The organism is Gilliamella sp. B2911, assembly GCF_026536965.1.
GTDB classification, from domain to species: domain Bacteria; phylum Pseudomonadota; class Gammaproteobacteria; order Enterobacterales; family Orbaceae; genus Gilliamella; species Gilliamella apicola_E.
Map to the genome: position 1 here is coordinate 1 of NZ_JAFNNA010000003.1, position 14494 is coordinate 14494.

The window sequence follows — 14494 nt, forward strand, 5'->3', positions numbered from 1 at the left end:
AATAACTGTCTCTGACATATTCAAATGAATCTTCAGTGTCACTTATCAAGACTTAATTTTTTGAGTCCGTAGACTTTTAATTTTTCGTCTCGCAAGTGCCCACACAGATTGTCTGTTTCTTCTTTTTAAAGAGCTGACAGCTTTAAATTTAACTAAACATTTTGTTGTTTTAGTTTGCTGTCTCAAGGGTTGCGTATGTTACTCACTTCACATGTTTACGTCAACCCCTATTTTGCAAAATTTGCTTTTTTTGGATTAAGTGATTGCTTTTTACACAAAGCAACGTCTTATAGGGTTATTTTTAACTGTTTTACGATAGCATCGGCTTTATTTATTGCTTCTTCCACTGTTACAGCACTAGCAAGTGCAACCCCCATTCTACGGCAACCTTCAACTTGTGGTTTGCCAAATAAACGTAAATCAGTATTTGGTTGACTTAATGCGTTATCTAAATTTGTGAACGATACCTGTTTTGATTCACCTTCAACCATTATGACCACAGATGCACTAGCGTGATATTGTTCAATAAGTGGAATAGGCAAGCCTAATATAGCTCTGGCATGTAAGGCAAACTCAGATAGATTCTGGGAAATTAAAGTTACCATTCCGGTATCATGAGGACGAGGCGATACTTCACTAAACCAAACTTTATCGCCTTTAACAAACAGTTCAACACCAAATAAACCGTGCCCGCCTAATGCTTGAGTTATTTTGGTTGCAATATCTTTTGCTTGCTCTAAAGCGTTACAAGACATTTGTTGAGGCTGCCAAGATTCCCGATAATCGCCTTTTTCCTGACGATGCCCAATCGGTTCACAATAAGAAACACCATTGATATGCCTAACTGTTAATAAGGTAATTTCGTAATCAAAGTCGATAAAACCTTCTATAATGACTTTACCGCCACCAGCTCGACCACCTTCTTGTGCATATTTCCAGGCTAATTGAAGATCAGCTTCACTGCGTAATAATGTTTGCCCTTTACCGGAAGAGCTCATCACTGGTTTAACTAAGCAGGGATAACCAATCTCTTTTACCGCATCTTTAAATTCTATTTCGGTTGAAGCAAACCGATAAGGTGAAGTTGGTAGATTTAGTTGCTCAGCAGCAAGGCGACGAATTCCTTCTCTATTCATGGTTAACGCGACTGCTTTTGCAGTAGGAATAACCGTAAATCCCTCTTGCTCTAACTCAACTAAAGTTTGCGTTGCAATGGCTTCAATTTCAGGAACAATAAAATCCGGTTTTTCCTGTTCAATAATTTTTCTCAGTTCATTACCATCTAGCATATTAATAATATGATAACGATGAGCAACTTGCATTGCTGGTGCATTAGCATAGCGATCAACAGCAATAACTTCACAACCAAACCTTTGTAGCTCTATCACAACTTCTTTAGCCAATTCACCTGCGCCACACAGCATAACTTTGGTTGAAGTGGGTGATAACGGCGTCCCTAATTTAGCCATAATGTCCTCATACTCAGTTAACTATTTTTAATATCCTAAAAATAAAAAATCGGGAAAACGCACCCGATTTTTTATTTACAATTACGCTTGATAAGGATCACGTAGAATCATGGTTTCACTACGATCCGGACCTGTTGATATAATATCAATTGGTGTTTCGGTTAATTCTTCAATTCGTTTGATATAGGATTTGGCTGCTTGTGGTAAAGCATCATAACTTTTAATACCAAACGTTGACTCGCTCCAACCAGGCATAGACTCATATACAGGTTTTACTAAACTCCAATCTTCAGCAGCAGCTGGTGCATTTTTGATGACATCACCATTTGGTAATTGATAACCAACACAGATTTTGACTTCTTTAAGACCATCTAAAACATCAAGTTTAGTTAAACAGAAACCAGAAACTGAATTTAGTTGTACGGCTTTTCGTACAGCAACCGCATCAAGCCAACCAGTACGACGACGACGACCAGTTGTTGCACCAAATTCATTACCTTGTTTGCAAAGATATTCACCCACATCATCAAATAATTCAGTTGGGAAAGGGCCTGCACCGACACGAGTAGAGTAAGCTTTAACAATACCTAAAACATAACCAACATAACGAGGACCAAAGCCTGATCCTGTTGCTACACCGCCAGCAGTAGTATTTGAAGAGGTAACAAAAGGATAAGTACCATGATCAATATCAAGTAAAGTACCTTGCGCCCCTTCAAACATGATTCTTTCGCCTTTTTTCCGAGCATCTTCTAATAGCGTCGGAATATCTGCAATCATAGCCACTAAAATATCTGCAATCGCTAATGTGTCATCAAGGACTTTTTGATAATCAACCGCTTCAACTTTATAGTAATTTACTAATTGAAAGTTGTGGTATTCCATAACTTCTTTCAATTTTTCAGCAAATGCTTGGCGATCACGTAAATCACCTACACGCAATCCACGACGAGCGACTTTATCTTCATATGCAGGACCGATACCTCGACCTGTGGTGCCTATCGCTTTATTACCACGTGCTTTTTCTCGAGCTTGGTCTAATGCTATATGATAAGGCAATATTAAAGGACATGATTCTGAAATTAGAAGTCTCTCTTTAACAGGGATACCATTTTCCTCAAGCTCTTTCATCTCCTTCATAAGAGCATCAGGACAAAGCACAACGCCATTTGCGATGATGCTAATGACATCATTACGTAAAATACCTGATGGAATTAAATGTAATACTGTTTTTTCACCATTAATAACTAAGGTATGGCCAGCATTATGTCCGCCTTGATAACGTACCACATATTTTGCTTTTTCTGTGAGTAAATCAACAACTTTTCCTTTGCCTTCATCACCCCATTGTGTACCTAGCACAACAACATTATTACTCATAGTTTATTTACTCATTGTATTATTTGTTAGACTTTAGTTTCATATATTGGAAAAATTCACTATCAGGACTAATGACCATAACATCATTACCTGTAAAACTTTGTTCATAAGCTTTCAAACTACGAATAAAACTAAAAAATTCAATATCTTTACCAAAAGCTTCTGCATAAAGTTTAGCTGCATTTGCATCACCTTCACCACGAATAGATCGAGCTTGGCGCTCAGCTTCCGATATTATTTTAGTTTTTTCAAATGTAGCTTTCGCTCTTATTTCTTCAGCTTTTTTAACACCTTCATATCGTTTTTCACGCGCAATAATATCACGTTCAGCTCGCATGTTAGCATAAATTGATCCTGACACTTCAGCAGGGAAATTGATTTGTTTGATTCGAACATCGATCACAACTACCCCAAAGGACCTCAAACTGGCTTTACTATTTTCAGGATCTTTTTTCGCATCATTGACCAATTTATCGATTGGTAAATTTTCTTCAACATCTTGCGGTGAACCATTTAATGCATCTTTAACACTTGCCATTAATGAATTTCTTGATTTGGTATCAGCATTAGTATCATTAATGATATCTCGGTTACTTAATTTACCTATTTCAGAACGCAAACGACCATTTAAACGAGCCAAGATTAAGTCATTAACATCATTACCACCAGCAATAGTTTCATAATAACGATTAAAATCTACAATTTTCCATTGCACAAAATAATCAACTATTAACTCTTTCTTATGAACGTTAAAAAAGCGCTTTTCGTTATTATTATTTGAGCTATTAGTGGTTTGTATTTTAGCGTCGATTATTTTAATGCTATCAACAAGAGGCATTTTAAAATGGAGACCCGGTTGAGATAACCCAATAATCTTATTAAAACGTAAAACCACACCACGCGTGCCTTCTTCAATCACATAAACACTTGAATAAAGCCCAACAATTAAAATTAAAACTATAGGAATCAATAATTTTCGCATTTTTCTCTCCTTATCGACCCATAGCTCGGTTACTTCGATTAATAGAACTATTATTTTGAGTTGCAGTGTTATGAGTGTTATCAGTTGTAGCGTTTTGTGCTTCATTGTTATTTTGAGAAGTACTATCAACTGTTTCTGAAGCTGCTGGCGGGTTGTTATTGCCATCACTACTTAAATTTGATAAGTTTGCGGATTCAGGTTCAATTTTATTTTTCATTAATTTTTCTAACGGCAATACCAATAAGTTTCCACTCTTATCATTAACAATCACTTTTTGGGTTTTAGTTAATACCTTTTCCATTGTTTCAATATATAAACGATCTTTAGTAATTTCAGGCGCTGCTTTATATTGTGGTAATAATTTTTCAAACCGTGCAACATCACCAGCTGCTTCTAATTCAACTTGTACTTTATAAGCATTTGCATCTTCTAAAATAGTGGCAGAACGACCTTCCGCTTGCTGAATTAACTGCACTTTATATGCTTCAGCTTTTTTTATTTCCCGCTCACTATCATTTTGAGCTCGAATAGCATCAGCATAAGCATCTTGCACTTCGACAGGAGGACGCGCTACTTGGAAATTAAGATCGACAATAGTAATACCCATATCATAATGAGAAATAACATTGATGAGTTCTTCTTTTGTACTGTTCTCTAGAACTGAGCGTCCATCTGAAATAATTGCATCAATATTAGAGCTCCCGATAGATGTTCTAAGCGCACTATCTGCTGCTTGACGTAAGCTATCTTCAACATTAGTTACATTAAATAAATATTTGATAGGATCACTAATTCGATATTGAACATTCATTTCAACAAAGACTAGATTTTCACCGTTATAACTAGTCGTTATAATATCACCCTGAACATTAAAGTTATAAGTTCCTTGGGTATCTACTTTATAAACTGTATCAATAAATGCTGGATTCCAATTTAAACCAGGTTGGATAATTTCAGGTTGAACTTGTCCAAAACGAGTTATTACACCTCGTTGGTTTTGGTTGATGGTATAAAAACCACTTACCCCCCAAATCAAAGCAAGCACTAAAATCATCGACATAATAATTTTAGAAGAACTCAAGTTAATATCTGAGGAACCTCGATTATTACTTGATCCACCTTTTTTTAAGAGATCTTTAATTTGATCAAATATTCCTCCCGACGAAGAATTGGAAGGTTTTTTGTTATTTCCCCATGGGTCGTTATCTTGTCCGTTATTGCCGGGCTGATTCCACGCCATATTTTATATGCTCCATTTAACAATTAGTTGTTATTTTGCGTATTGATTAAGTATAACAGATCTGGCTCTTGTTTACAGAGGCGATTCCATTCAATTAAAGGTATTCTTATATTTAGGTGAAAACTCCCATCATCTTCAATGACTTCATTCTCCACTGCATTTAATTTATATAGCCGACTTCTAAGCTTAGCTAAATAAGGAGGTAAGTTTAATTGGCAAACTTGAATTTGCCCAGAGAGCCTCTCTTTTAATGCGGTAAATAAAAGATCTAATCCTAAACTATTTTGAGCTGAAATCCAAACGCGAATTGGTACACCATTTTCGTCCCGATCAATACTCGGTTCCTTACCTTCTATTAAATCAATTTTATTCATCACTAACAAAGTAGGAATATCATGTGCATCAATTTCCAGTAATACCTCATCAACGGCATGAATATTATCTAATATATTAGGATCAGCTGCATCAACAACATGTAATAGTAGTGATGCTTCCTGTGTTTCTAATAAAGTTGCTTTAAAAGCAGCAATAAGATCATGCGGTAAATGACGTATAAATCCGACTGTATCAGCTAAAACAACCTCTCCAACATCTTCAACATTAATGCGTCTTAAAGTCGGATCTAGCGTCGCAAACAATTGATCGGCAGCATAAACTTCAGCATTAGTTAATGCATTAAAGAGAGTCGATTTACCAGCATTTGTATAACCAACTAATGATACCGTTGATAAATCTGCTTTACTTCTAGATTGACGATTTTGATTGCGCTGTTTTTCAACTTTAGCAAGTCTTGATAAAATTAATTGAATACGATGGCGAATTAATCTTCTATCAGTTTCTAACTGAGTTTCACCAGGTCCACGAAGGCCAATTCCACCTTTTTGGCGTTCTAAATGAGTCCAACCACGAACTAATCGAGTAGATAAATATTGCAATTGTGCTAATTCAACTTGTAATTTACCTTCATGTGTTCTAGCGCGCTGAGCAAAAATATCGAGAATTAATCCAGTTCTATCTACTACGCGACATTCACATAATTGCTCAAGATTGCGTTCTTGGGTCGGTGTTAAAGTATGATTAACTAAAATGACTGAAGCATTAAGTTCTTTTACTTTATCGGCGATTTCTAATGCTTTTCCTTCACCAATAAAATATTTAGCTTGTGGGGACTTTTTTGAGGTTGTCACAATATCGAGAATTTCAATTTGAGCAGAAGAAACAAGCACTTCAAACTCTTTTAAATCCTCGATATCGCTTTCTTGAGGGAAGAATACATGGACTAATAAGGCAGATTCACCACCTTTATATCGCTCAAACAATCACATTCTCCACCCAACTAATTAGCTTTCGCTGTCCTCTTCAGGTTGTGATATCAATCCAGAAATTGGTCTTGATGGTACCACAGTTGAGATAGCGTGCTTATATACCATTTGGCTAACAGTATTTTTTAATAAAATAACAAACTGATCAAATGATTCAATTTGTCCTTGTAATTTAATACCGTTAACTAAATAAATAGATACAGGAATATGCTCGCGACGAAGCAAATTTAAATAAGGATCTTGTAATGACTGCCCTTTTGACATGAGTTTATCCTTTAAGATGAAATAAAAATATAAAGATAAAATAAGTTTACAATCAACATAATAATTTAATTGATCGCAATATAAAATACTTATGTAGTATTTACCAAAATAACATAAAAAACTCAGCTCTTAAACTAATCAACAGTAATTTATGCACAAATAACTAAAAATTTAATAAATTAACGAAATTTATACAAACAAGTAACCTTAATCGTTAAGAAAAGTAGAAATTTTTTTAAGAAATGAAAAAATTTAGCGTATTATAATAACCAATAGAAAAAATACCAAAAACTATTACTACTATTTGTAACTTAAAAAATCTGATTAAGAACTGAATCTATATTATCATTATTTAACCATGTTATCGATTGTTTCCAACCTCTAAGCCATGTAATTTGCCTTTTTGCTAATTGGCGAGTAGCACAAATTCCTTTAAAAACCATTTCATCATAACTAGTATCGCCATTTAAATATTCCCACATTTGACGATACCCTACGCAACGTATAGAAGGTAGATTTAAATGAAGATCGGGGCGCTGCATAAGTTTTTTTACTTCATCTTCAAAGCCTTGATCTAGCATTTGTAAAAAGCGTTGTTCAATTCGTTGATGTAATTCTGCTCTATCTTCCGGCATGATAGCTAATTGCATAATATCATAAGGTAATGCATCACCACTTTCTTTAGTTAATTCAGTTAAACTTTTACCAGTAATAAGATAAACCTCTAATGCTCGATTAAGGCGTTGTGGATCATTGGGATGGATTCGCTGAGCTGATACAGGATCAACTTTTTTTAACTCCTCATGAATCGCTTGCCAACCTAATCGATTTGCTTTTTCCTCAATTTGATCTCGAATATCACTATTTGCCGCTGGAAGAGGAGAAAGTCCTTCGATTAACGCCTTAAAATACAACATTGTTCCACCAACTAATAATGGCGTTCGGCCATTACTTAATGATTTTTCAATTTCTACAATCGCATCATGCCTAAAGTTAGCAGCAGAATAACTTTCTGCAGGGTCACAAATATCAATAAGTTTATGTGGATATTTAAGTTGTTCTTCTTTAGTTGGTTTTGCACTGCCAATATCCATACCTCGATAAATAAGTGCGGAATCAACACTAATAATATCTATAGGATACTTGTCGTAAAGCGCCATGGCATAAGCAGTTTTACCCGATGCGGTTGGCCCCATTAACGAAATAATTTTTGGTTTATTCATGATAAAATTGATTGTGAAAAAGATTGAAGATCAATCGGATATAAAAAGCTATCTTGTTGTAATAAATTAATATCTATCTGTTCTAATTGTACTAATAACTCGATAGCTTTAGTTACATTCCAATTTTCAACAGAATCATCTCCACAATTTTCAACCAACCAAGCTATAATTTGCGTTGGATCGAGCACATCCTTACCGGATGATAAAAGAAACGAAATTAAAGTTGGTAATAATTTTTGCCAATTTGTAGTTCTTAACATTTTTGGCACATTATGCAAATGCAATTTTGCTTTATCAATATAAAAATCAAAGCCTAAAAACTTCAATTGTTCTTGATAATCATTTAATACTTTTTGTTCTTTCTTATTAATCAAAATTGTCAATGGAATGAGTAATCTTTCTGACTCGTTAGATAATAATTTAACTGAATTTACTTTCTGTTGAGCAACCGACAACTTCATTAACATGAACTTTTGTTGATTATTTTCTGATTTTTCAATTAAGGCTATATCTGGTTGAATAACCGTTAATACTTTACCAAATTGTATTAGTGAAGATCTATCAATTTGCTGATGTAGTGATTGCAAAGGTACATTTCGTTTAGGAAACAATCCCTCAATAACCGCTTGTTGTGGTGCAGTTATAGAACTATCATCATCCGATAATTCAAAAGATTTTAAGAGCGTTTTTTCTATTGCTCCTTTTAACTTAGTATCAACCAATTGCCCATATAGTCTATTTTCTTTAACATGATTAATAGCTTTTTTAGGTAATGCGCTAGTTGGTGAATAAGTTTTATTCTCAGTTTTATTATTAAAAATATTCTCACCAGCTGCTTGTCGATTCGGCATCATTAGCACATTTTCGTCATTGGCAAGTTGTTGGTTTGACTCAAGCGCCATGACAATAGCTTGATAAACAAAGTCATGCACCAATCTTGCTTCATGAAAACGCACTTCATGCTTAGCTGGGTGAACATTCACATCAATTTGTTTAGGGTCGATCTGTAAAAAAATGACATAACTCTGTTGTTCATTAGTCCGGCTACTATAAGCTTGACGCAAAGCATGATTAATTAATTTATCTTTTATTACTCGCCCATTAACATAAAAATATTGCAACTCACTCACTTCACTGCTACTTACCCATCCTTGGATGAATAAATCATTATGTTGCCAATCTAATTTTATTGCTTTTTGAACAAATGTACGTCCACAAACTAATTCAACACGTTTTTCAAGAAGTGATTCTCGATACTGTTTGACGAGTTTCCCATTGTGCTGCAAATTAAAAGTAATATCAGGTCTAGCAAGTGCAATTCGACGAACAAACTCCTCAATATGCATAAATTCTGTTTTATCAGTTTTAAGAAAGCGACGTCTAGCAGGCGTATTGTAAAACAGATCAAGAACTTCAACCGTCGTTCCAACAGGATGTGCAGCCGGTTTAATTGTTGGTTTCATTTCACGACCTTCAGCATAAACTTGCCATGCTTCAGACTGATCAGCTGTGCGTGAAGTTAAGGTTAACCGAGCAACAGAACTGATACTTGCCAGCGCTTCACCACGAAACCCCAAACTCATTATGGTATCTAAATCATCCAACGTATTAATTTTGCTGGTTGCATGGCGAGCTAAAGCTAATGCCAATTCATCTTTAGCAATACCATTACCATTATCACGAATACGAATTAATTTACTGCCACCTTGTTCAACATCAATATCAATTTGAGTACTACCAGCATCAATGCTGTTTTCAACTAACTCTTTGATCACCGATACTGGTCGTTCAACCACTTCACCAGCAGCGATTTGGTTAGCTAATTGAGGAGATAATATATGAATAGCCATTAATGCTGTTTTCCAAATTTAGGGTTCTGTTTGACATAATTTTTTATACCTTGATAAATCAATTTAGCAATTTTATCTTGGTGGGCATTACTTGCTAACAAACTTTCTTCAGTTTCGTTAGTAATAAATCCAACTTCAATTAATATTGAAGGGATATCAGGTGAACGCAATACACCTAAACTTGCATGTTCAGGCCTATTCTTATGCAATTTAATAACACCTTTCATCTCTTTTAAAACCTGAGTTGCTAATTCATAGCCAACCTGCTGTGAATATGAAAACTGTAAATCTAATACTGCTTGGCTTAAATTTTGGTCATGATCATCACTTAATGCATCACCAGCACCGCCTAATAGTTGAGATTGCTTTTCATCTTGTTCAAGCCAGCGCCCCAATTCTGTATCCGCTCGCTTAGTAGATAATACCCAAACTGATGCACCAGACGCGCTGCGATTAGGTGCGGCATCTGCATGGATAGAAATTAATAAGTTTGCTTTACTTTTACGGGCAATATCAGAACGTTGAGGTACAGAAATAAAATTGTCCGTGCTACGTGTTAATACGCCTTTGAAGTTAGGATCTTTATTCAATAAATTAGTTAATTTTTTTGCTATCGAAATGGTGACATTTTTTTCGTATAACTTGTTTTTACCAACGGCACCAGAATCCTTACCACCATGACCAGCATCAACAGCAATAACGACTTGTGAAGCATAAACTGAGCCACAAAGCAGTAATAATATAAAAAAAGTGAGTATTTTTTTCATTTTTTTCGCTAATTTTATTGGTTAATAATAGCTTGCCCTTTTTCACTGTTTGCTTGCAAACAAACTGTACGTTCAAGCGCCAAATAAGCCAAATGAATTTCAATATCGGCAGGAGGTAAAATACCTTCAGCCTGCATAGGCCACTCAATTAAACAAATTGATTTCGATGAAAAATATTCACGAATCCCCATAAACTCTAACTCTTCTGGATCAGCTAATCGATATAAGTCAAAGTGATATACTGAAAACAGATCAAATTGATAAGGTTCAACAAGAGTATAAGTCGGACTTTTAACATTTCCGACATGCCCGAGCTGCTGCAAAAAGCCACGGCTAAACGTTGTTTTACCAGCACCAAGATCGCCTATCAGATAGATAACAATTGCACTATCATGATTAGACAAATATTTTAAACACTGCTCAGCCAATTGTTGACCAAACAAAATTGTTTCTTGTTCATTGGCTAAAATAATAGGTTTCATGACGAATTCTTTGCTCAATAAATAGTCCTTATTATATACTAATAAAGATGTACCAAGTAAAATTAACTCTAATTTATATCAAAAAAAGTTGAGGAACGGGGTTTTTGAAGGGTAATTTAAAGGTAAAAGGAACAAATGTTACATACCATCACAACAAATAACCAATCAACAATTGATCCAACGCTAATTTCAGCGCAAGATGCAGTACTTTTCTGGCAAAATGGCGTAATTATAGCTTGTCAAAATAATCCCATATTGAAGGCTATTTTACAAAATACCCAAAATTGTTTTGTGCTTGATAATGATATTAATGCTCGTAGTTTAGCTTCACTAATAGATCCAAGAGTAAAAATAATCAGTATGCAGCAGGTTGTTGATTTAACTGTTAACTATTTCCCACAAATGAATTGGGAGTAATTTGACTAATTATCTTAAACCAGTATTTATCTTAATATCACTGCTACCATCTTCAATTTGCAAATAGGCTTACCTCAGTTTAATATAATTTTTAACAATAGTTGGTAAACATACAAAATTTAATGGCAAACTTATTAAGTCTTTTAGAAATCAATTCATTATTAAAAAAAGGTGAAGTGGTTGCTTATCCAACTGAAGCTGTTTTTGGTTTAGGTTGTGATCCCGATTGTGAATCAGCAGTTTTTAAATTATTAAAATTAAAACAACGTTCAGTTGAAAAAGGTTTAATTTTAATTGCGAGTCACTATGAACAACTGATCCCTTATATTGATCAATCGGCTTTGACTCAAGTTCAAAAACAGATGGCTATTGATAGTTGGCCCGGTCCTAATACTTGGGTTTTTCCGAAAAATGTTAATACACCAAATTTTTTGAGCGGAAAATATCATTCTATCGCCGTTCGCGTTACTGATCATCCATTAGTATGTAAACTTTGTGATTTATTTGGTAAGCCATTAGTTTCGACCAGTGCCAACCTTTCTGGTCATCAATCTTGTAAAACAGCAATAGAAGTTGCAAACCAATTTGGTCAATTTTTTCCAATTTTAGATGGTAAAACCGGTGAGCGTTCACAACCATCAATCATCCGGGATGTCCAAACTGGTACTATCATTCGACAAGGATAATATTATGCAAAATTTATACATTGGCGTAATGTCAGGTACCAGTATGGATGGTGTTGATATTGCATTAGTTGATATTACTGATGGGAATATTACTTCGATTGCTAGTGATTGCTACCCAATGCCAACTGAAATTAAAAGCCAATTATTAACGCTTTGTAATAGTAAGCAAACTACATTACAAGCGCTCGGTGAGCTTGATCACCAACTTGGTATGCTTTACGCAAAAAGCATTGATCAGTTTATAAAGCAAAATCATATTGATAAAAAACAAGTTAAAGCCATTGGTTGCCATGGGCAAACTATTTATCATTCTCCTAATAGCCAACATCCCTTTACTATGCAAATTGGTGATGCCAATATCATTGCTGCTAAAACAGGCATTACAACAATTGCTGATTTTCGTCGTAAAGATATGGCTTATGGTGGCCAAGGAGCACCATTAGTTCCGGCCTTTCACAAAGCGATATTCTTAAATCCGTCAATTAACTGTGTTGTTTTAAATATTGGTGGTATTAGCAATATTTCCGTTCTAATACCAGGCCAACCTGTAATTGGTTATGACACTGGGCCAGGCAATGTTTTACTTGATAGTTGGATAAATAAAAATCTAGGGAAAAACTACGATAAAGACGGCTTATGGGCTAAATTAGGAAAAGTTGATCAAAGTTTATTAAATACGTTATGTAATGAAAATTATTTTCAACTACCAGCCCCAAAAAGTACTGGTAGAGAATTATTTAACTTAACTTGGCTTAACCAAAAACTCAGTAACTTCAATCTAAACGCTCAAGATATTCAAGCAACACTCGTTGAATTTACTGCTACCACTGTTGCTCATGAGATTAATAAATTATCAATAAATGCTCATTTACCTTGTCAATTGCTAGTTTGTGGCGGAGGAGCAAAAAATCCTCTGATTATGAAACGATTGTCAGCATTATTACCAAAATGGGAAGTTTTGACCACAGATGTGAAAGGGGTAAGCAGTGACGATATGGAAGCGATTGCTTTCGCTTGGCTTGCATATTGTAGGATGAATAATATTCCATCTAATATTCCAGAAGTAACTGGAGCAAACCAAGCGGTAAGCTTAGGAGTTATTTATCAATAATAACCTTTAATCTGATAATTTTGATTGCTTATTATAACCAATTAGTTCAGATATTTTAGCGGCAGCTTGGCTAATTTCACCGACAAGTTTAGCTTCATCTTCTGCTGTATTACATCTAAAGATAGAGGTAGATAAACTTAAAGCTGCAATAATATTACCTAAACGATTATAAATTGGCACTGCAAAACAACGTAAACCAAGCTCTGATTCTTCATCATCTTTGCCATAACCTAAACGTTTAACTTCATCAAGTTCAGCAAAAAATGCCTCTTTATTAGTGATTGTTTTAGGTGTGTATTGAACAAAATTAATACCGTTTACTAAACTTTTTTTGCTTTCATCATCTAACCAAGCCAATAAAACCTTACCTAATCCGCTGGCATGTACAGTTGCTTGATTACCAATTTTAGAGGTTAAACAAAGACTATACTGTTCAGATGCCACTTTATTAATATAAATAATTTGGTCACCTTCACGAACGGCTAAATGGATCGTTTCTTTAGTTTTATCCCTTAGCTTTCTCATTTCTAAATCAGCAATAGCTAAAAAGTTTTGGTGATAAAGTACACGGTTGCCTAAATCAAGTAATTTTAAATTAAGAGAATATTTATCTGAATCTTCTTCTTGATTAACATAACCTAATGATTTCATGGTTTGTAAAAAACGATAGGCTGTGCTTTTGGGCATCATTACTTTTTGCGATAATTCTGATATAGCAATGTCTTTAGATTCGGATAAAGCTTCTAAAATTCCGAAAACTTTTAAAACCGAAGCAACCGATTCTGGTGAGCTATCATTCATTATTAGCACATCTCCTTACTAAAAATTAGTCATTATTCTATTATTAAATGATCAACTAGAACAAATCAAAATTATCGAAAGTATATCATAATTAATAATGAACTAGCTATTTTATAAAAAATCTAATCTTTGAGGAGTAAACATATCAAGCAAAACGCCAGCTTGTTTGCAAACACAACCATGTTCAATATTGGGTTTTTTATATAATGTATCACCAGCACGAACAATCTTAGTCTCATCACCGATAGTAAATTCAAATTCACCAGACAAAACATAGGTTAGTTGTTCATGTGGATGATGATGCATCGCACCAATTGCGCCAGTTTCAAAATGAACTTCAACCGCCATCATATTACCATCATGAGCTAAAATTTTACGTTTAACCCCATTTCCTAAATCAATTAATTCAATATCTGAATTAAAACAAAACATGACATTACTCCTAAATTTATAAAAAAACAGAGATAATAAATAATATCCTTTTATTTTATTATCTCTTA

14 protein-coding genes and 1 pseudogene are annotated in these 14494 nt (G+C 34.5%); 3 read left to right on the forward strand and 12 right to left on the reverse strand.

The genetic code is table 11. From position 1 onward, the window contains the following. Positions 1–287: 287 nt before the first annotated feature. From purT to tsaE, 10 genes and pseudogenes are all read right to left on the reverse strand, one after another. Positions 288–1469, reverse strand: a complete 1182-nt coding sequence (gene purT, locus J3U27_RS03620) for a formate-dependent phosphoribosylglycinamide formyltransferase (RefSeq protein ID WP_255561355.1) — start codon at positions 1467–1469, stop codon at positions 288–290. A gap of 81 nt (positions 1470–1550) precedes the next feature. Next, entirely contained in the window at positions 1551–2849 is a 1299-nt protein-coding gene (locus J3U27_RS03625) for an adenylosuccinate synthase (RefSeq protein WP_065561908.1), read from the reverse strand. Positions 2850–2868: 19 nt separating this feature from the next. Further along, on the reverse strand, positions 2869–3831 hold the full coding sequence (gene hflC / locus J3U27_RS03630) for a protease modulator HflC (RefSeq protein WP_065561907.1): 963 nt from the start codon (positions 3829–3831) through the stop codon (positions 2869–2871). A gap of 10 nt (positions 3832–3841) precedes the next feature. Then, the gene (gene hflK / locus J3U27_RS03635; RefSeq protein ID WP_065561906.1) at positions 3842–5071 is read right to left on the reverse strand and encodes an FtsH protease activity modulator HflK; all 1230 of its coding nucleotides are present in this window, start codon (positions 5069–5071) and stop codon (positions 3842–3844) included. A 23-nt stretch (positions 5072–5094) separates the two neighbouring features. Continuing rightward, entirely contained in the window at positions 5095–6390 is a 1296-nt protein-coding gene (gene hflX / locus J3U27_RS03640; RefSeq protein ID WP_065735273.1) for a ribosome rescue GTPase HflX, read from the reverse strand. A gap of 21 nt (positions 6391–6411) precedes the next feature. Beyond that, a complete protein-coding gene (gene hfq, locus J3U27_RS03645) occupies positions 6412–6657 on the reverse strand; it encodes an RNA chaperone Hfq (protein ID WP_065561904.1) in 246 nt (81 codons plus the stop codon). Positions 6658–6968: 311 nt separating this feature from the next. Further along, on the reverse strand, positions 6969–7880 hold the full coding sequence (miaA, locus tag J3U27_RS03650; RefSeq protein ID WP_220225496.1) for a tRNA (adenosine(37)-N6)-dimethylallyltransferase MiaA: 912 nt from the start codon (positions 7878–7880) through the stop codon (positions 6969–6971). Then, positions 7877–9730: a DNA mismatch repair endonuclease MutL gene (gene mutL / locus J3U27_RS03655; protein WP_267376846.1), complete on the reverse strand. Its 1854-nt coding sequence runs from the start codon at positions 9728–9730 to the stop codon at positions 7877–7879. The genes miaA and mutL overlap by 4 nt, the downstream gene beginning before the upstream one ends. Before the next feature lie 20 nt (positions 9731–9750). Next, positions 9751–10443 (reverse strand): annotated as a pseudogene (locus tag J3U27_RS03660) (N-acetylmuramoyl-L-alanine amidase); the annotation flags it as partial. A gap of 68 nt (positions 10444–10511) precedes the next feature. After that, positions 10512–10979 (reverse strand): tRNA (adenosine(37)-N6)-threonylcarbamoyltransferase complex ATPase subunit type 1 TsaE, encoded by a 468-nt coding sequence (tsaE, locus tag J3U27_RS03665; RefSeq protein ID WP_065561900.1) that lies wholly within the window; start codon positions 10977–10979, stop codon positions 10512–10514. A gap of 135 nt (positions 10980–11114) precedes the next feature. Here tsaE and tusB point away from each other — a divergent pair, with 135 nt between their 5' ends. From tusB to J3U27_RS03680, 3 genes are all read left to right on the forward strand, one after another. After that, complete coding sequence (gene tusB, locus J3U27_RS03670) at positions 11115–11396, forward strand: sulfurtransferase complex subunit TusB (RefSeq protein WP_065561899.1); 282 nt, start codon at positions 11115–11117, stop codon at positions 11394–11396. 122 nt (positions 11397–11518) lie between these two features. After that, positions 11519–12082: a Sua5/YciO/YrdC/YwlC family protein gene (locus J3U27_RS03675; protein ID WP_267337159.1), complete on the forward strand. Its 564-nt coding sequence runs from the start codon at positions 11519–11521 to the stop codon at positions 12080–12082. A 4-nt stretch (positions 12083–12086) separates the two neighbouring features. After that, positions 12087–13193, forward strand: a complete 1107-nt coding sequence (locus J3U27_RS03680) for an anhydro-N-acetylmuramic acid kinase (protein WP_267376847.1) — start codon at positions 12087–12089, stop codon at positions 13191–13193. 6 nt (positions 13194–13199) lie between these two features. On the opposite strand, the gene kdgR is transcribed toward J3U27_RS03680, so the two are convergent. After that, the gene (gene kdgR / locus J3U27_RS03685) at positions 13200–13994 is read right to left on the reverse strand and encodes a DNA-binding transcriptional regulator KdgR (protein ID WP_081299433.1); all 795 of its coding nucleotides are present in this window, start codon (positions 13992–13994) and stop codon (positions 13200–13202) included. 111 nt (positions 13995–14105) lie between these two features. Further along, on the reverse strand, positions 14106–14426 hold the full coding sequence (locus J3U27_RS03690) for a cupin domain-containing protein (protein ID WP_065561895.1): 321 nt from the start codon (positions 14424–14426) through the stop codon (positions 14106–14108). Positions 14427–14494 lie beyond the last annotated feature (68 nt).